General features: G+C 39.2%; 16 protein-coding genes and 2 tRNA genes. 16 read left to right on the plus strand and 2 right to left on the minus strand.

What is annotated here, in order from left to right; all coding sequences use genetic code 11:
• The first annotated feature begins 172 nt into the window (after positions 1–172).
• Complete coding sequence (locus AC4PHB_RS03220; RefSeq protein WP_492137208.1) at positions 173–1,018, plus strand: hypothetical protein; 846 nt, start codon at positions 173–175, stop codon at positions 1,016–1,018.
• A 53-nt stretch (positions 1,019–1,071) separates the two neighbouring features.
• Here the strand turns inward: AC4PHB_RS03220 and AC4PHB_RS03225 are convergent.
• A tRNA-Leu gene (locus AC4PHB_RS03225) sits at positions 1,072–1,158 on the minus strand.
• Positions 1,159–1,280: 122 nt separating this feature from the next.
• Here AC4PHB_RS03225 and polA point away from each other — a divergent pair.
• From polA to AC4PHB_RS03275, 10 genes are all read left to right on the plus strand, one after another.
• Positions 1,281–3,944, plus strand: coding sequence for a DNA polymerase I (gene polA / locus AC4PHB_RS03230; RefSeq protein WP_492137209.1), 2,664 nt, complete (start codon positions 1,281–1,283; stop codon positions 3,942–3,944).
• Positions 3,931–4,614: a dephospho-CoA kinase gene (gene coaE / locus AC4PHB_RS03235; protein ID WP_492137210.1), complete on the plus strand. Its 684-nt coding sequence runs from the start codon at positions 3,931–3,933 to the stop codon at positions 4,612–4,614. The genes polA and coaE overlap by 14 nt, the downstream gene beginning before the upstream one ends.
• The gene (locus AC4PHB_RS03240) at positions 4,601–6,268 is read left to right on the plus strand and encodes an ABC transporter substrate-binding protein (protein WP_492137211.1); all 1,668 of its coding nucleotides are present in this window, start codon (positions 4,601–4,603) and stop codon (positions 6,266–6,268) included. The genes coaE and AC4PHB_RS03240 overlap by 14 nt, the downstream gene beginning before the upstream one ends.
• A gap of 81 nt (positions 6,269–6,349) precedes the next feature.
• Positions 6,350–6,436: transfer RNA gene (locus tag AC4PHB_RS03245), tRNA-Leu, on the plus strand.
• A gap of 163 nt (positions 6,437–6,599) precedes the next feature.
• Positions 6,600–7,925: an electron transport complex subunit RsxC gene (gene rsxC, locus AC4PHB_RS03250; RefSeq protein WP_492137212.1), complete on the plus strand. Its 1,326-nt coding sequence runs from the start codon at positions 6,600–6,602 to the stop codon at positions 7,923–7,925.
• A gap of 31 nt (positions 7,926–7,956) precedes the next feature.
• Complete coding sequence (locus tag AC4PHB_RS03255; RefSeq protein WP_492137736.1) at positions 7,957–8,910, plus strand: RnfABCDGE type electron transport complex subunit D; 954 nt, start codon at positions 7,957–7,959, stop codon at positions 8,908–8,910.
• Positions 8,911–9,489, plus strand: coding sequence for an RnfABCDGE type electron transport complex subunit G (locus tag AC4PHB_RS03260; RefSeq protein WP_492137213.1), 579 nt, complete (start codon positions 8,911–8,913; stop codon positions 9,487–9,489). It begins immediately after the preceding gene.
• 17 nt (positions 9,490–9,506) lie between these two features.
• Positions 9,507–10,106 (plus strand): electron transport complex subunit RsxE, encoded by a 600-nt coding sequence (gene rsxE / locus AC4PHB_RS03265; RefSeq protein ID WP_492137214.1) that lies wholly within the window; start codon positions 9,507–9,509, stop codon positions 10,104–10,106.
• 15 nt (positions 10,107–10,121) lie between these two features.
• Positions 10,122–10,694, plus strand: a complete 573-nt coding sequence (locus AC4PHB_RS03270) for an electron transport complex protein RnfA (RefSeq protein ID WP_492137215.1) — start codon at positions 10,122–10,124, stop codon at positions 10,692–10,694.
• A 12-nt stretch (positions 10,695–10,706) separates the two neighbouring features.
• Positions 10,707–11,534 carry an RnfABCDGE type electron transport complex subunit B gene (locus AC4PHB_RS03275; RefSeq protein WP_492137216.1) on the plus strand — a complete coding sequence of 276 codons (828 nt, stop codon included), beginning with the start codon at positions 10,707–10,709 and terminating at the stop codon, positions 11,532–11,534.
• Between the two features lie 173 nt (positions 11,535–11,707).
• Here the strand turns inward: AC4PHB_RS03275 and AC4PHB_RS03280 are convergent, their stop codons facing one another.
• Entirely contained in the window at positions 11,708–13,426 is a 1,719-nt protein-coding gene (locus AC4PHB_RS03280; RefSeq protein ID WP_492137217.1) for an IS1634 family transposase, read from the minus strand.
• 236 nt (positions 13,427–13,662) lie between these two features.
• Between AC4PHB_RS03280 and AC4PHB_RS03285 the strand changes: the two genes are divergently transcribed.
• The 5 genes from AC4PHB_RS03285 to AC4PHB_RS03305 are packed head-to-tail and all read left to right on the plus strand — an operon-like array spanning position 13,663 to position 16,935.
• Complete coding sequence (locus tag AC4PHB_RS03285; protein ID WP_492137218.1) at positions 13,663–14,052, plus strand: NusG domain II-containing protein; 390 nt, start codon at positions 13,663–13,665, stop codon at positions 14,050–14,052.
• A gap of 12 nt (positions 14,053–14,064) precedes the next feature.
• Complete coding sequence (locus AC4PHB_RS03290) at positions 14,065–14,595, plus strand: Gx transporter family protein (RefSeq protein WP_492137219.1); 531 nt, start codon at positions 14,065–14,067, stop codon at positions 14,593–14,595.
• A complete protein-coding gene (locus tag AC4PHB_RS03295; RefSeq protein ID WP_492137220.1) occupies positions 14,592–15,170 on the plus strand; it encodes a Maf family protein in 579 nt (192 codons plus the stop codon). Before AC4PHB_RS03290 ends, AC4PHB_RS03295 begins: the two co-directional genes overlap by 4 nt.
• Positions 15,171–15,186: 16 nt before the next feature.
• Positions 15,187–15,894 carry a RadC family protein gene (gene radC / locus AC4PHB_RS03300; RefSeq protein WP_492137221.1) on the plus strand — a complete coding sequence of 236 codons (708 nt, stop codon included), beginning with the start codon at positions 15,187–15,189 and terminating at the stop codon, positions 15,892–15,894.
• A gap of 15 nt (positions 15,895–15,909) precedes the next feature.
• Complete coding sequence (locus AC4PHB_RS03305; RefSeq protein ID WP_492137222.1) at positions 15,910–16,935, plus strand: rod shape-determining protein; 1,026 nt, start codon at positions 15,910–15,912, stop codon at positions 16,933–16,935.
• Positions 16,936–16,946: the final 11 nt, after the last annotated feature.

Consider the following 16,946-nt stretch of genomic DNA (forward strand, 5'->3'; position numbering starts at 1 on the left):
AATTTACTAGCGAGTATTATTCCGGTTGTCTCCAATTGTATTAGATTTTACTATGAATAATTTCTTCCTATTTTATATTTTTATAATTCTTATAAAATGACTCCATTGGTGTTATTATCAAACAGTAAGTACTAAGATAAGGATAGAAAATATGTCTATTGGAAGGTGTAATATGAAGATTGAATTTCATACTGACTCAGTAAAAAAATACAATGAAGATATATATGGTCTGACAAATATGAGTGCTTTTGTCATCGATGGTGCATCAGCACTGACTGACAGGAGCTTTACACCTGGGTGCAATGATGTCAGCTGGATGGTCAATTGGTGGAAGGATTTTTTGTATAAGAACATAGACGACACTACGAACTCGATTCAATCTATACTTAAGCTAGGGGTTAGAAAATTTAATTCGGATTATGGGAAATTCGTTGATATTAAAACATTATTGCCACATGAGCAACTATCTGCGGGCATAGCAATAGTTAGAAAGAATGGGGATATACTGGAGTCATTCGTCCTTGGGGATGTTGAAATTTCCGTAGAAGATAAATACAGTAAGTGCATTATTGTTACAGATCCAGCCTTAAAAGGTTTTGATTCAGAGGTAATTGAGCTCATGAAAAATAATCCTGAGAGAGAAAAACAATTGGTGTTCAAGGGGTTTACTGAGGATGAGTTAAGTATCCTGATTCGTAACAGAAATAAAATGAATACAGCTGGTGGATATTTTATTCTGGGACATAGTGAAGATGCTATAGACCACGGGATCTATATGGAATTTTGTATAAAGGACATTGTCAGATGCCTCTTATCGACAGATGGCATTGTTCCATTAAATATAAAATACACAAGAAATAATCTCCTTGAACGAATAAGAGTAGTTGGAGTTCGTAACGTAATTAGGGAATTGAGAGGACTCGAAGAATTAGATCTGGGAAAAAGATCTATTGGCAGATTAAAAACCCACGATGATGCGACACTGATTTATATGGATTTTTCAATAGTTGCTATGTAAGCAAATCCAAATGCAATAAAATACCCCTGTGAGGTCTCACAGGGGTTAATTTATGGTGCCGAAGGCGGGAGTCGAACCCGCACGGTGTTGCCACCGCTGGATTTTGAGTCCAGTACGTCTGCCAATTCCATCACTTCGGCAAGTGACTACGAAACTTATAATAGCACATAGGATGCTAAAAATCAACAGGTTTTTAAGCATATCTATCAGGTTTACCAATCCTGGGCAATATTGTATACTATTCCTATGAGGAGGCGTTACTATGGATAGAGGAAGATTAATGATAATAGATGGCAGCTCGCTTGTGTATAGAGCATTTTATGCAATGCCGCCACTAAACACAAAAAGTGGAATATATACTAATGCAGTTCTGGGATTTTTAAATATGCTCAATAAGGTTCGTGAAGAATATGCACCAACTCATATATGCGTGGCCTTTGACAGGAGTGCTAAGACATTTAGACACAATGAGTATTCGGAATACAAAGGAACCAGAGACAAAACTCCAAATGAGCTTTCGCAGCAATTCCCGCTAATTAAGGATATACTTAATGCTATGGGATTAAAAATCCATGATATGGAGGAATTTGAAGCTGATGATATAGCAGGGACTCTTGCAAGAAAAGGTGAGGATCTGGGGATGGATGTCATCCTAGTAACAGGAGACAGAGATTACCTTCAACTTGCAACAGACAAATCTAAGGTCCTTATCACAAAAAAAGGCATATCTGAAATGGATATATATGATAAGAGCAGGATAAGAGAGGAGTACGGTATTTCGCCTGAAACATTTATCGATATGAAGGGCTTGATGGGAGATAAGTCGGATAATATTCCAGGGGTACCTGGTATTGGAGAAAAGACAGCGTTAAAGCTATTGACGGAATTTGGAACCCTTGAAAATGTTTATAAATCAATTGAAAACATAAGCGGCGGAAAACTTAAAGAGAAGCTGCTGGATAACAAAGAGAAGGCATTTTTAAGCAAAAGACTTGGGGAGATCATTGTAAATGTGCCGCTTGACTTTGGAATAGATGAGCTTCTAGTTAAAGAAGTCGACACCGGTCTGCTAAGAAAAAAATATGAAGAGCTTGAGTTAAAAAGCCTTCTTTCAAAACTTCCGGATGCAGTAAAAAATCAAGAGGTTCATGATTATAAGAATCCAGAAGCATTATCCAATAGATCTGAATTGAAGAAAATCATTCAAGAGGTAATTGCTAACGGAGGTTTTTGCTTCAAAACATTATTCAATGGGGATTATCTATATGGAGATCCAATAATATTTGGGTTATCAATCTCGGGATCGGGTGCATGGGTCATTGATTTAAGACAAGAAAATGCAATGGATCTGTTTTCAGAATTAAAGGAGGTTTTCGAGAATAAAGAAATCGAAAAAACCAGCTGGGATGTAAAGCCCGATATTTGCTATATGCTTTCTCTTGGCTGGGATCCTATGGGAATAGTATTTGATGCTTCAATAGCAGAATATATAATAAACCCAAGCCAAAGTAATCTCTCAATAAATAAGCTAAGCTACGAATACTTTGGATCATACGGACCAGACCTCGATGAAAAGATTAAGAAAAACAAGGGCTCCTTTGGAGATTTGCCTATAGAAGACAGTTTATCATACCTTGGATTCATTTTGGACACTGTTGAAAAGCTTGAAGCTCCAATGAAAGAAATAATCTCCAACAGGAACATGGTCCAGCTTTTTGAAGAGGTGGAAATGCCACTGGTTACAGTTCTTGCAAGCATGGAGAATACTGGAGTTGCTGTCGATAAAGACCAATTGCTAAAACTTGGCGAGGAGTATGCTATCGAGATAAAAGAGCTTGAGGAAAGCATTTATTCACTGGCTGGAAGAAGCTTTAATATTAATTCTCCAAAACAACTGGGAGAGATACTGTTTGACGAGCTTAAACTACCGGTAATCAAAAAAACTAAGACTGGTTATTCAACTGATGTCGAGGTTTTAGAAACGCTTGAGAAGGAGCATCCAATTATATCTAAAATCCTTAGATACAGGCAAATAGTAAAGCTAAAAAGCACCTATATTGAAGGTCTGCAACCTATGATAAGCAAAGAGACTGGAAGAATCCATTCAAAATTCAACCAGACGGTTACATCCACAGGGCGAATATCAAGTACCGAACCAAACCTTCAGAACATACCTATAAGAACTGAGGACGGCAGACGGATTAGAAAGGCATTCATAGCTGAAAAACCAGGATTCAAGCTCTTGGACGGCGACTATTCACAAATAGAATTAAGACTACTCGCACATATTTCAGATGATCCAAAGATGAAGGAAGCCTTTGTTAATGAAGAGGACATACACTCCAAGACAGCCTCGGAGGTATTCGAAATACCCTTGGAAGAAATTACACCTGAACTCCGATATAAAGCCAAGGCAGTTAACTTCAGCATTATTTACGGGATATCGGACTTCAGCCTGTCGAGGGACCTTGGGACAACAAGAAAAGAAGCAAGAACTTACATCGATAACTATTTCGACAATTATAAGCTTGTAAAGGAATATATGGACAGATCTGTAGAAATGGGCAGAGAAAAAGGATATGTGGAAACATTGCTCAATAGAAGAAGGTATATACCTGAGCTCGAATCCAGCAATTTCAACGTCAGATCCTTTGGGGAAAGAGTTGCTATGAATATGCCCATCCAGGGAAGTGCTGCAGATATTATAAAGCTTGCAATGGTTAAGGTTTATGACAGATTAAAAGCTGAAGGCCTTAAATCAAGGTTAATACTGACAATACACGACGAGCTTATTATTGAAGCAGCTGTTGAAGAATTGGAATATGTCAAGGGCATGATGAAAGAAATAATGGAGAATGCTATTGAACTTAATGTACCATTGAAGGTAGATGTTATGGAAGGAGATAGCTGGTATGACACGAAATAAGCCATATGTTGTTGGCTTGACAGGAGGTATTGCTACCGGGAAATCCACAGCCTCAGCAATCATAAGGAAATTTGGATACCTCGTAATCGATGCAGACGAGATAGCTAGACATATTCTTGAGCCAGGAAAAATCGGAAGCCTGCTTGTAGCTCATGAGTTTCCTACGGTTATTGACGTTTCCGGCGAGATAGACAGAAAATCATTGGGCGATATCATATTCTCTGATGATAAGCTTAGGAATAAGCTTGACTCATTGCTTCATCCCCTGATATCAGAAGAAATCGTTAGAAGATTGAATCTCCATTGTGACCAGGAGGTAGTATTTATTGATATACCTCTATTATTTGAGGTAAAGGGAAACATGGAGGAAGAAGGCGTTTATTTCGACGAGATTTGGCTTGTTTATGCGAATAGAAACATTCAGCTGGGTAGATTAAGAAAGAGAAACCTGATTAATGAAGTGGAAGCTGTCAAGAGAGTTGATTCTCAAATGGACATTGAACTAAAAAAAGATTTGTCTGATGTGGTTATAGATAACATAGGTTCAAAGGAGCAGCTTGAAGCTCAGATTTATAGCTTGTTGAACGAAATGTCGGGTAGGATCACAAGTAAAGGATCCTCTGAAGGTCTGAATCCTGATCTAGAGGAAGGTAATTATGAAAAGTATTAATTTGAGTATGACTTATGTGGCCCTGTTTACCTGCCTTAGCATAATATTGTCAGGATGTGGTTTGGATATTTTAGAGCCGGCACCAACGACTGAAAATACTGAAGTAGAGTACATTATCGTTGAAAATGGTGAGATCGGGTTGCCTTTGACTGGATTTAATGACTTGAATCCACTTCTAGTTGATAATATAGACTATTTCTACTTCAGTAAGCTTACATTTGAAGGCCTTTTTGAGTATGACAGTACTATACAGCCTATACCAAGATTAGCAGCCACCTATATGCTTAGTGATGACGGCAAGAAGGCTGAGCTATATCTTAGAGAAGGTGTAAAATGGCATAATGGTGAATACCTGAATGCAGATGATGTAGTTCACACTTACAATGCTTTAATATCAGCAAATACTGAGGGTTACCTATATAAACTTCTGGAAAATACTGTCCGTGGGCCTGTGGATATGGACTTCATGAAGCTAAGGAAGCTCTCTGAGAGAACTGTAGAAGTTGTATTTAAAGAGCCTTTGTCAAACTGGAAGGACCTTCTGACATTTCCCATAGTCCCCGTGTCTACGGGGAGTTCTGTGCTGCTGAGAGACGGATATGAACCTATAGGGACCGGTCCCTTCAAATTCAGAGAATATATTAAATACAAGGAAGTCATACTTGACTCTTTCGCTGACTATTGGGGAGGAGAACCCCAGATCTCAAGAATATCGGGTAAAATATTCGAGGATGAGGAGTTGATTTTAACTGCCTTTGAGACGGGAAAACTTAGTATGGCAAGAAGCATAGGCTCTGATTGGGATAAATATGAACATATCTCAAGAATAAGATTTTTGGAGTATGTATCTGATGAAATTGAACTATTGGTATTCAATCACAATGCTGAACCATTTAACCTAAAGGAAAGTAATTATCTAAAGCGAGCCATAATGCTGGGTATTGACCGCCAGGATATTATCAATAAGGTGCTATTGCAACACGGTACCCAATCTGATACACCGATACATCCTCAGTCTTATCTTTTTGACCCATCCACAGCACAGCTTGGATTCAGCATTGACAGAATGAGACAAGAGTTGGAAGAATCCGGTCGATATGAAATCAATATGGAGACTGGACGAGTTACTGATATTTTTGATCAAGAGGAGCTGGTGCTAGATCTACTAGTAAATCCAGAGAACAAAACAAGAAAGGTCACTGCTGAAAGGATACGCGAAGATCTTGAAAGCTTGGGAATAGGCATTAAAATTGTCCACCCTCAACCACTTAAGAACGAGACAATGGATCAAGCATTTTTGAGGATGCTTCAAGAGGGAGATTACAAACTCGCTTTAGTAGGATTCAGTGTGTCAGCTGTCCCTGAGCTATCGCCTTTATTGAACGCAGTTGGGTGGATGAAAACACTCGAAGACCAAGCAGAAGGACTTGGAAGCTATCTCGATTCAACCTATTACCGATGGGATGAATCGTATAAATTTGATGATTTTTCAAGACTTCAAAGAGCTTTTGCCGAGGAGGTCCCAGTAGGAAGCTTGTTTTTCCTTAACAGATCCTTGATGGTAGACAACCAGATTTCTGGTCCGTTGGAACCAAACTTCTATAACCTTTATAATGGATTGGAGAAATGTTTTCTTACATTTTCAACAGATTAAAGTTGAAAATGTACCTGAAAAGTATTATAATAAACTAGTAATAATCCTCTGCGGACTGATTTATCAGTCCGCAAATATTGTGCGAGTGTGCTGGAATAGGCAGACAGGCATGTTTGAGGGGCATGTGCCAGTATTGGCGTATGGGTTCAAGTCCCATCACTCGCACCAACATCTAATCCTTTCATTTATTTTCCCAAATCTCGAACAATTAAGATACCCATATTTATATACATTCAAACTAATTAATGCTATAATGTTCATAGCAGTGATTTGTGTGCAAAAATTTGACATAAATTGCTAAAATTATATCAAGTAAAGAGGTGGAATAGGAATGAGCCAAGGAAAGTTGACTTTCAAGGGTGGAGTTCACGTACCCGAGTTCAAGGAATTAACCGAGAAAAAGTCAATAATAGTTGCTGAGAGCCCTCAAATCGCTTATATACCATTGCATCAGCATACCGGCGCACCTTGCGAACCAATAGTAAATGTTGGTGACAGGGTAAAGATCGGTCAGAAGATTGGGGAATCAAGCGCTTTTGTTTCGGGAAGCATCCATGCCAGTATAGCTGGTACCATCAAGGAGATAAAAATGATGTACACTCCTACTGGTATGAAGGTAAAATGTGTCGTAATTGAAAACGATGGCACAGAAGAAATGGATGATTTTGGAACACAGAAAAGCCTTGATATGCTTACAGCTCAGGAAATAATTGGGATCATCAAGGACAAAGGCATTACAGGCATGGGTGGTGCAAGCTTCCCGGCACATGTAAAGTTCTCTCCTCCAAAGGAGAAACCGATCGATACTTTGATCCTAAACGGCGCTGAATGTGAACCATACCTCACAAGCGACCACAGAGTAATGCTGGAGCAGCCTGAACTCGTAGTCTTGGGACTTAAGGCAGTAAAAAAAGCTCTAAGCGTTGAAAAAGCTTACATAGCAGTAGAAGATAACAAACCGGATGCAATCGAAGCTTTGAAGAAGGCGGTTGATCCGGCTGATGGTATCCAAGTGGTAGCACTAAAAACAAAGTATCCTCAAGGAGATGAGAAGAGGATAATCGATGCAGTAACAGGCAGAAAGGTGCCGACAGGTGGTCTTCCCATGGATGTTGGATGCGTTGTTTCAAACGTTTCCACTGCGAAGGCGATTGCAGAAGCAGTCCTGTACGGCAAGCCTTTGTATGAAAGAGTAGTAACTGTTACAGGTAAAGGTATTGCAGAACCAAAGAACGTTCTTGCAAGAATAGGGACACCATTTGGTGAACTTATAAGGCAATGTGGAGGATTTACAGCTAAGCCTGGGAAAATAATTTCCGGAGGACCTATGATGGGAATTGCTCAGTTTACTCTTGATGCTCCGATTATAAAGGGCTCCGGTGGAATATTGGTTATTCCTGCAGAGGATGTAAAAGAAGATCCGGTACTTCCATGCATTAAGTGTGGAAAGTGTATTGAGGTATGCCCTTCCAGCCTTCAGCCCCTGTTCATCAGTGCTTATGCATTGAAAAATAATACTGAAATGTCCGATAAATACGCAGCATTATCCTGCGTTGAATGCGGTGCGTGTTCATTTGTCTGTCCTGCTAAAAGACCTTTAGCAGAATCGATCAAGAACATTAAAAAAGAAATAATTGCCAAAAGAAAGAAATCATAGGTTAGGGGGAAGATGAATGGATGAGAAAGTAATGGGTCCAACTCAAAACGATCCTGTCATATTGGATGATCTGTTGATAGTGTCACAATCTCCTCATGTTAGGTCTGATGAGTCAGTAAAACGGATCATGATGGATGTACTTATCGCATTGTTGCCGGCCATGATAGGTAGTGTGTACTTCTTTGGCTTCAATGCTCTTAAATTAATATTGGTAACCGTAATTGCTTCTGTTGGTTTTGAAGCATTGATTCAAAAGCTTTTTAAGAAACCATTGAGAATTGGAGACATGAGTGCAATTGTCACAGGCGTACTTTTGGCTCTTAACCTTCCAGCTGGTACTCCTTGGTGGGTGGCTGTTTTCGGAGCCGGTTTTGCAATTATTATTATCAAGGAATTTTTTGGTGGTATCGGTCAGAATTTTATGAACCCAGCACTAGGAGCTAGGGCAGCATTGGTTGCTTCCTGGCCAGCCATAATGACTGCTTACATAACACCAGATGGGATAAGTGCTGCAACTCCACTCCAAATATTAAAAAGTGGTAGTGGGAATCTCCCTGCTATTCAAAGGATGATATTTGGAGATATTGGTGGGGTAATCGGCGAGACTTCAGCAATATTATTATTAATAGGTGCTGCATACCTGATTTACAGGAATGTTATAGACTGGAAGATCCCATTAATTTTTATAGGTACTACATGCGCTTTGTTATTGGTTTTAGGAGTGGATGCAGGGAATATTACTTATCATATATTCGGTGGTGGGCTTATTCTTGGTGCTTTTTTTATGGCTACTGATTATTCATCATCACCGGTTACACCTTTGGGTAGGATCATTTTTGCTTTTGGGTGCGGACTCCTTACTGCTTTAATCAGGGTAAAGGGAGGACTTCCTGAGGGAGTCAGCTACTCTATACTAATAATGAACGTTGCCGCTCCATTAATTGAGAAATATACAAAACCTAAGGTTTTTGGGGAGGTAAAATAAATGAATGAGACTATTAAGCTAGGGTTAGTTTTACTTATAGTAACAGCAGTAGCAGGAGGAGTTCTTGCTGGTGTAAACTCGGTTACCTATCCGGTAATTGCAGAGAGGGAAAGGCAGGAAAGCTTTGGTGCACTTCTTGAAATATTCACAGAAGCAGACGACTTTTTGCCAATTGACGAGTCGTTGTTGGCAGAAATTACCTCAAGCAATAGTTTCGTGACTGAGGTAATGGAAGCTAAAAAAGGTGAAGAAACAATTGGTTATGCTATGAAGGTTAAAACCGGTGGATATGGCGGCGATATCATCATCCAACTGGGAGTTAACTTAGACAGCACTTTAGCAGGACTTAAAGTTATGCAGCAGTCTGAAACGCCTGGATTAGGATCAAGGATTGTAGACGATCCGTCATTCGCAGCTTCTTTCGCGGGTAAGAGCTTTGCATCCGGTTTGTCTGCTGTAGGTTCTCCTTCAGCCGATAACGAAGTAATGGCGCTATCAGGGGCTACAGTTTCCACAAATGGAGTACTTGCAGGAGTTAATGGAGCCATTGAAGCTTACAACAACTTCTTGGCAAATTAGATGAGGAGGTGTAGACTTTGAAAATTTCAACGATAATTCGAAATGGTATTATTAGAGAAAATACGATTTTTGTTCAGTTGATTGGTATGTGTTCAGTACTTGCTATATCTAGCTCATTTAAAAATAGTGTGGGTATGTCCGCTGCAGTTATAGCAGTTTTGACTTTATCAAATATAGTAATCTCAATAACAAGGAAATTTACTCCTGATAAAATCAGAATACCAATATTTGTTGTAATAATTGCTACATTTGTAACTATGACTGAAATGTTTATGAAGGCTTATTTACAGCCTTTATACCAAGCACTGGGGATATTCCTTCCACTTATAGTCGTAAACTGTTTAATACTTGCTAGAGCTGAGTCATTTGCTTCTAAGAATGGCGTATTCAAATCTCTTGTTGACGGTATTGCTATGGGTTTAGGCTATTCACTTGCTATTTCTCTACTAGGCGCAATTCGTGAAATTATTGGAGCAGGGAGTATTTGGGGTATTCAATTATTTGGAGACAGCTTTCAGCCAGCCGCGATTTTTATAGCACCTCCGGGAGCATTTATATTACTAGGTATTCTGATAGGCTTATTCAATACTTTTATTAAAAAAAGATTTGCAGAATAGAAAGGGGGAAGAAAATTGGGTCTATTTGCATTGATCATATCAAATATATTTGTCAATAACTACGTATTTGCAAGATTCCTAGGTATCTGCCCTTTCCTCGGTGTTTCCAATAAGATGGAGACGGCAACAGGTATGGGTATGGCAGTAACCTTCGTTACTACCTTCGCAGCCGTAATTACTTATATAATTCAAAAAACTATATTGGATACTCTAGGGCTTGCATACCTGCAGACTTTGGTGTTCATTCTAGTTATTGCGTCATTAGTACAATTCGTTGAACTTGCTCTTAAGAAAATGAGTCCTACACTTTACAGTGCGATGGGCGTGTACTTACCTTTGATAACCACCAACTGTATTGTACTTGGAGTAGCAATACTGAATATCCAGGAAGGCTACAACTTACTTCAAACAGCAGTCAGTGCTGCTACTGCTGCTCTTGGGTTTTTCCTTGCTCTAGTTCTTGTTGCTTCATTAAGAGAAAAAATGGAAATTGCTGATATTCCTGAAGCATTAGTAGGATTTCCAATCACATTGATAGCAGCTGGCCTTATGTCCATAGCCTTTGCCGGCTTTGCTGGACTTGTTTAGGAGGGGACTGATATGAGTGAGATATTAAATCCGATAATAGTACTTGGCGGTTTAGGATTGTTGTTTGGTGTTCTTCTAGCCGTAGCTTCGAAGATGTTTGCAGTTAAAGTCGACCCTAAAGTTGAGGAGCTTTTAGGAGCTTTGCCAGGAGCAAACTGTGGAGCCTGTGGTTTTCCCGGGTGTGCAGGATTAGCAACTGCTCTTGCTGAAGGCCGCGCTCCAACGAATTCATGCTCCATTGGTGGTCAGAAAGTTGCAAATCATGTTGCAGAGATACTTGGTGTAAATGCAGCTTCATTCGAGAAGAAAGTAGCTGTTGTGTTATGCCAAGGAGATTGCGAGAAAGCAAAAGATAAATACCAGTACCAAGGTCTGCAAGATTGTAGGATACAATCTACATTAGCAGGTGGTAAAAAGGAATGCTCTTACGGCTGCGTAGGTTGTGGTTCATGCTTTGACGTATGTGAATTCAACGCGATAAGGATGATAAATGGAATAGCAGTTGTAAATAAAGAAAATTGTACTGCCTGTAACAAGTGCGTTGAGATATGTCCAAAGAAGATCATCGAGTTGGTACCATATACTAACAATGCAGTAGTAAAATGCAAAAGCCAGGATCCTGGCAAGCTTGTCAGAAGCTACTGTTCTGTAGGTTGCATAGGTTGTCAGATCTGCGTAAAGAATTGTCCTACCGATGCTTTTAGCTTTGAGAACAATCTTGCAAGGATAAATTACGATAAATGCATCAATTGCATGGTTTGTGTGGAGAAATGCCCTACAAATGCCATTGATAACGTATCTATAGTAAGTGAGGATTTTGCACAGAAATTTGCGAGTTAAGGATAGCCCCTTCGGGGGCTCCTTTTTATTTTCGGGCAACTTGTAAATAGAAATCATAAATGATAAACTATACTATCCCGAGTTTGACAGTTAAAATTACAAAAAAGCTTGGAACACATTGCAACAACTATGTTCTAAGCTTTTTCATTTTACTCAAAAAGTGCGTACTTTTTTTAGTTCTTAGTGATTTTTAAAATATTTTTGACCTGTTTCATTTTTAGTATCTGATAGTCAGTCCTAAAGCCAAATGAATCGTGCAATGTGTCGGTGAAGTCGTTTCTCTCATAGGTTGGGATCAATCCCTCACCAGGTACCTCATAAAAGTTCATATCCCTTAGACCCTTGATAATTTCACAGGTTGTAAACTTGTTGCCAAGAGACTTCTCAAGGTATCTATACACTACCAAAGACAAAAAACATGTTGTAAAGTGAGCTTGAATCCTTTCATCTCGACTTAAGTACACCGGTCTTGACTTGAATTCACTCTTCATGATTCTGAAGCATTCCTCAATCTCCCATCTTCTGTGGTTTACTCTGATTATTTCACTGACATCATCTTCCAGATTTGTACATACCGCATAAAAGCCATCATACATGGCTTCCTTGGAAACCAGAGTATTGTCAATACTAAGCAGTTCCTTCTCAGCCACTTCACCATCTGTAGTCACATTGATTTTCTCTATGAACCTCTTGTAGTCATTAGAACTCGACTTCTTAAGCTTTGCAGGATTCTTTTCAATAACATCCACAGCCCTTTGTACTTGATTTTCTCTGATCTGCATTTTGTAGTTCCTGTATTTCAGGGAGTAGGTGACAATCAGTCTTTGCTCCAGGCCATTCTCATTAAACCACCTTTCCTTATGAAAGGTCTTTAAATAATCCTTCTCCTCATCCAGTTTGGAAATGTCATGTGTCTTCCCACTATCTCCATACATCCATCCCTTAGGGTCTAGAGCCCATTCCTTGAGATGGTCCTTAAGCATCTTAACAGATTGAGTTGTAATAAATGCTCTGTTGCTCATATCATTGAATTTCCTGTTTTCAATTGATGAAAGACCAGCATCGGTGCAGACCACAAACCTCGAAAGCTTGTAATCCGAGATGATCCTCTTCTCCAAAGGCTTAAGGGTCTTCTGTTCATTTGTTCTTCCACTATGTATATCAAAGGCAAGAGGAATTCCATCGCCATCCATAAACAAACCCATCTGAACAATAGGATTGGGTTTGTGGTCCTTAGAGTGTCCATACTCTCTTAAACCAGACTCTTCCTCAATCTCAAAGAAATAATTGGTGCAATCATAATAAAGTACCCCAGTGTTCCTCTTTGAAAGCTTTAGGCTATTTTTGTATAGTTCAGACTGGATAAAATCAGTTTCCTTAGAAATGACATCAAGAGCCCTGTAGACATGCTGGATATCAAAGTCAGGTTGCTCGATGAATCTTGAAGATAGGTCATATGTAGCAAGTTTAGATGATGGGAATATAATCCTCCCATACACGAGTCTCGAAAGAATAGAATCTAAATTAAAGGTGAACTTATGGCGTTTAGAAATTTCCTTGCAGATATCATGTAGCTTAAGATCATGATAAATCTTTTGGAGAAACAGGTAACCTCCATTAAAAGAACGCTTTTTATCTTTGGCAATAAGCTTAGTGGGAGAATAAGGGACCATAACCTTACTGGTATCTTCTTTCTCCTTTTCATTAAGCTCATCGATATAGGTTTTAGCCCATTCGTAAGGATCTTGTCCATTCAACTTTTCCCTTAGCTCAGCTTCTGTACCAAGCTTTTCAACTATCACAGAAGAATTAGATTGAGTTTTACTATTATAGATGGATTTTATTACATAAAGCGAAGCAGAATTTTTTGATTTACTAACCTTAAGTCTCATACACAACACCTCCTATTACTACTATTATAACACAGTGCGAGAAAGTGCGCTATATAAAAATGAAAAAAAGCGAAAAAAAATAAGCTATTTAGAGCTTTTGAATGGGTTTTGCAATATGCAAGTGTCAAACTTCCGATAGCCCCTTCGGGGGCTCCTTTTTATTTTCGGGCAACTTGTAAATAGAAATCATAAATGATAAACTATACTATGTGATATTATGACCAGACAAATGAAGGATGATTGATTTGACTAAGGGCGATAAGCTTCTTATATTGCTGATTATATTGATAAGTATTTCCTCGTTTGCCTACATTAACAGGTATGCCTTCTCAGGCAGAGATAAGTATGTAAGCATCCAGGTTGATGGCCAGGAAATTAAAAAAGTTATTTTTGATCCACAGTTGGCTGGCAGCACAATTCCAGTCGAAACTAAGTACGGTAATAACCTGATTGAAATAGGTGATGAACGAGTGAGGGTCATAGAAGCCGATTGCCCGGACAAGATAGATGTAAAACAAGGGTATATCTCCAGGATAGGCGAAACAATAGTGTGCCTTCCAAACCATCTCGTAGTTGAGATCAAAGGAACGGCATCTTCAGATGAAATTGATATAATGAATTACTAGAGTGGGGTTCAAATGAAGAAAACAAACAAGATGATATTCATATCCTTGCTGGTATCAGTTGGGCTTGCTCTCAGTGTAATTGAATCCGCTATACCTTTACCAATTAGTATGCCTGGGGCTCGTTTGGGTCTGTCAAATATGGTCGTGTTGGTTACCTTGATAGTATTTGGATTCAAGGACGGGATTAAAGTAGGAATGCTAAAGAGTACTGTACTCATGCTCGTGACCGGTAGTATTTCGTCATTTATTTATAGCATATCAGGTGCAATATTAAGCTGTATGATGATGTACATTTTTCACAGATATTTATCCCGATTTTTTAGTTTGATCGGTGTAAGTATAATAGGAGCAGCTTCTCACAACTTCGCTCAGGTGACTGTAGCGGTGATCATGCTAAGCAACCCAAGGATATACTCATATTTGCCGTTCTTATTGATCATAAGCCTTTTTACTGGGTATTTTGTAGGCTTATCTTCAATTTATATAGTAGATAATCTAAGAAAGAATTTTAGAGTACTATTTCAGAAACAGGTGAACACATGAAGAAAATCGTTCTCGCATCGGGATCCCCCAGAAGAAAAGAGCTATTTGCACAACTTGATATAATTCCAATAATTTGGTCAAGCGATATACCTGAAAGGACCTCGACTTCTGAAAAACCTGAAAGCGTTGCTATGTCACTAGCTCTTCAGAAAGCCTTAGGTGCTTCTGATCTGTTTGGCGACAGCTTGATCATTGCAGCAGATACTATCGTTGTTCTCGATGGATCGATCATGGGAAAACCTAAAAGTGAAGAGGATGCTTATGAGATGCTTAAAGCATTGAGTGGAAGAAGTCACGAAGTAATTACCGGGATAGCTATAATAGATTCTTCAAAAGGTTCTAAGGTGGTTGATTATGAGAAAACGATCGTTACCTTTAGAAATCTTAATAAGGACAGAATCGAATCATATATCTCAAGTGGTGAGGTCCTGGATAAAGCAGGTGCTTATGGCATCCAAGGCAAAGGAGCTCTTCTTGTAGAGAAAATAGAGGGCTGTTATTTCAATGTAGTTGGCCTGCCATTGACGAAGCTTGAGTCATGTCTTGAAAAATATTTTGACATAAAATTTTTGTAAAGGATGATGTGAAAAAATGCAGAAAAATGACATAAGGGGAAAAGGATACACGATAAAAGACCTACCCAAAAGTGAAAGACCAAGAGAAAAATTACTTGCACATGGGCCAGATGCACTATCAAATGCTGAGCTTTTAGCAGTAATAATAAGGACAGGAACGGGTTCAGAAACTGCAATCGAAGTTTCCACAAGGCTTCTTGGAATGGACAATAGGGGTATAAGACATCTGATTGATGCATCCTTCAATGATCTGACAAAGATTAAAGGCATAGGGGAATGCAAGGCGGCACAAATAATCGCAGCTATAGAACTTGGCAAAAGGATAAAACGCATTGGATATTATGATAAGGTAAGGGTGACATCACCTGAAGTAGTTGCTGAGGTTTTGATGGACGAAATGAGTTGTCTTCACAAGGAGCATTTTAGGACTGTCATACTGGATACAAAAAATCAAATAATTTGTATTGAGAATATATCTATAGGGACCCTTAACGCATCAATTGTGCATCCACGCGATGTATTTAAAGCAGCAATAAAAAATAATGGTAACTCTGTGATCCTTGTACATAATCATCCCAGCGGCGACACTACACCAAGCAGTGAGGATATCAATATCACAAAAAGACTGGTTGAGGGTGGGAATCTTATGGGCATCAAGGTTTTAGACCACTTGATAGTTGGAAATGGAACTTACTTAAGCATGAAAGAGAAAAATCTAATGTAGACATGGAGGACGGAAATGGTATTAACGAATGCTTTCACAAAGGATATGGGAATAGATTTAGGTACAGCAAACACTTTGGTCTTCATCAAAGGCAAAGGGATAATAATTAGAGAGCCATCAGTAGTTGCAATCGACAAGTTCAGTAAGCAGGTACTAGCTGTTGGAGAAGAAGCGAAAAAAATGATAGGCAGAACACCTGGGAATATAGTTGCTATCAGACCATTGAAGGATGGTGTAATAGCAGATTTCGATGTTACCCAGGAAATGCTGAAGTATTTTATCAGAAAGGCTACGCAGAAAAAATCTCTGTTCCAGCCTAGAGTGGTTGTCTGCGTACCAAGTGGGGTTACCGAGGTTGAAAAGAGAGCTGTCGAGGAGGCTACCATTCAAGCTGGTGCTAAGGATGCATTTCTAATAGAAGAGCCTATGGCAGCTGCTATAGGAGCAGGACTGCCAGTCCAGGAACCCACCGGTAGTATGGTAGTGGATATTGGAGGGGGAACAACAGAGGTTGCAGTTATATCACTAGGGGGGATCGTTACCAGTAAGTCGATAAGAGTAGGTGGAGATGAGCTTGATAATTATATCGTGAACTACGTTAAGAAGGAATATAGTCTCATGATAGGTGAGAGAACTGCAGAGGGAGTCAAAATTGAAATTGGATCAGCTATGGACAGCAATGAGCTTGGTTCTATGGATATAAGAGGAAGGGATCTGGTGAGTGGGCTTCCTAAAACCATTCAGATATCTTCAAGAGAGATAAATGAAGCACTCAAGGAACCGGTAAACAACATAATTGATGCAATAAAGTCAACGTTGGAAAAAACTCCTCCTGAGTTATCCTCAGACGTTATGGAGACTGGGATCGTATTGACAGGTGGAGGAGCCTTGCTTCATAATCTGGATAAGCTAGTGACGATAGAAACTGGAATTCCAGTCAGAGTTGCCGATAGTCCTTTGGATTGTGTTGCCTTAGGAACAGGCAAAGCTCTGGATAGTATAGAGATATTGAAAAAAACCTCGACTAAATATCGCAGATAGGGTAGTGATTC

It is taken from the genome of Gudongella sp. QWL-04, from assembly GCF_058683975.1.

Coding starts and splice junctions, on each gene's coding strand:
- AC4PHB_RS03220 (WP_492137208.1), top strand. CDS start 173: ATGAAGATTGAATTTCATACTGACTCAGTAAAAAAATACAATGAAGAT.
- polA (WP_492137209.1), top strand. CDS start 1,281: ATGGATAGAGGAAGATTAATGATAATAGATGGCAGCTCGCTTGTGTAT.
- coaE (WP_492137210.1), top strand. CDS start 3,931: ATGACACGAAATAAGCCATATGTTGTTGGCTTGACAGGAGGTATTGCT.
- AC4PHB_RS03240 (WP_492137211.1), top strand. CDS start 4,601: ATGAAAAGTATTAATTTGAGTATGACTTATGTGGCCCTGTTTACCTGC.
- rsxC (WP_492137212.1), top strand. CDS start 6,600: ATGAGCCAAGGAAAGTTGACTTTCAAGGGTGGAGTTCACGTACCCGAG.
- AC4PHB_RS03255 (WP_492137736.1), top strand. CDS start 7,957: ATGGGTCCAACTCAAAACGATCCTGTCATATTGGATGATCTGTTGATA.
- AC4PHB_RS03260 (WP_492137213.1), top strand. CDS start 8,911: ATGAATGAGACTATTAAGCTAGGGTTAGTTTTACTTATAGTAACAGCA.
- AC4PHB_RS03275 (WP_492137216.1), top strand. CDS start 10,707: ATGAGTGAGATATTAAATCCGATAATAGTACTTGGCGGTTTAGGATTG.
- AC4PHB_RS03280 (WP_492137217.1), bottom strand. CDS start 13,426: ATGAGACTTAAGGTTAGTAAATCAAAAAATTCTGCTTCGCTTTATGTA.
- AC4PHB_RS03285 (WP_492137218.1), top strand. CDS start 13,663: ATGATTGATTTGACTAAGGGCGATAAGCTTCTTATATTGCTGATTATA.
- AC4PHB_RS03290 (WP_492137219.1), top strand. CDS start 14,065: ATGAAGAAAACAAACAAGATGATATTCATATCCTTGCTGGTATCAGTT.
- AC4PHB_RS03295 (WP_492137220.1), top strand. CDS start 14,592: ATGAAGAAAATCGTTCTCGCATCGGGATCCCCCAGAAGAAAAGAGCTA.
- radC (WP_492137221.1), top strand. CDS start 15,187: ATGCAGAAAAATGACATAAGGGGAAAAGGATACACGATAAAAGACCTA.
- AC4PHB_RS03305 (WP_492137222.1), top strand. CDS start 15,910: ATGGTATTAACGAATGCTTTCACAAAGGATATGGGAATAGATTTAGGT.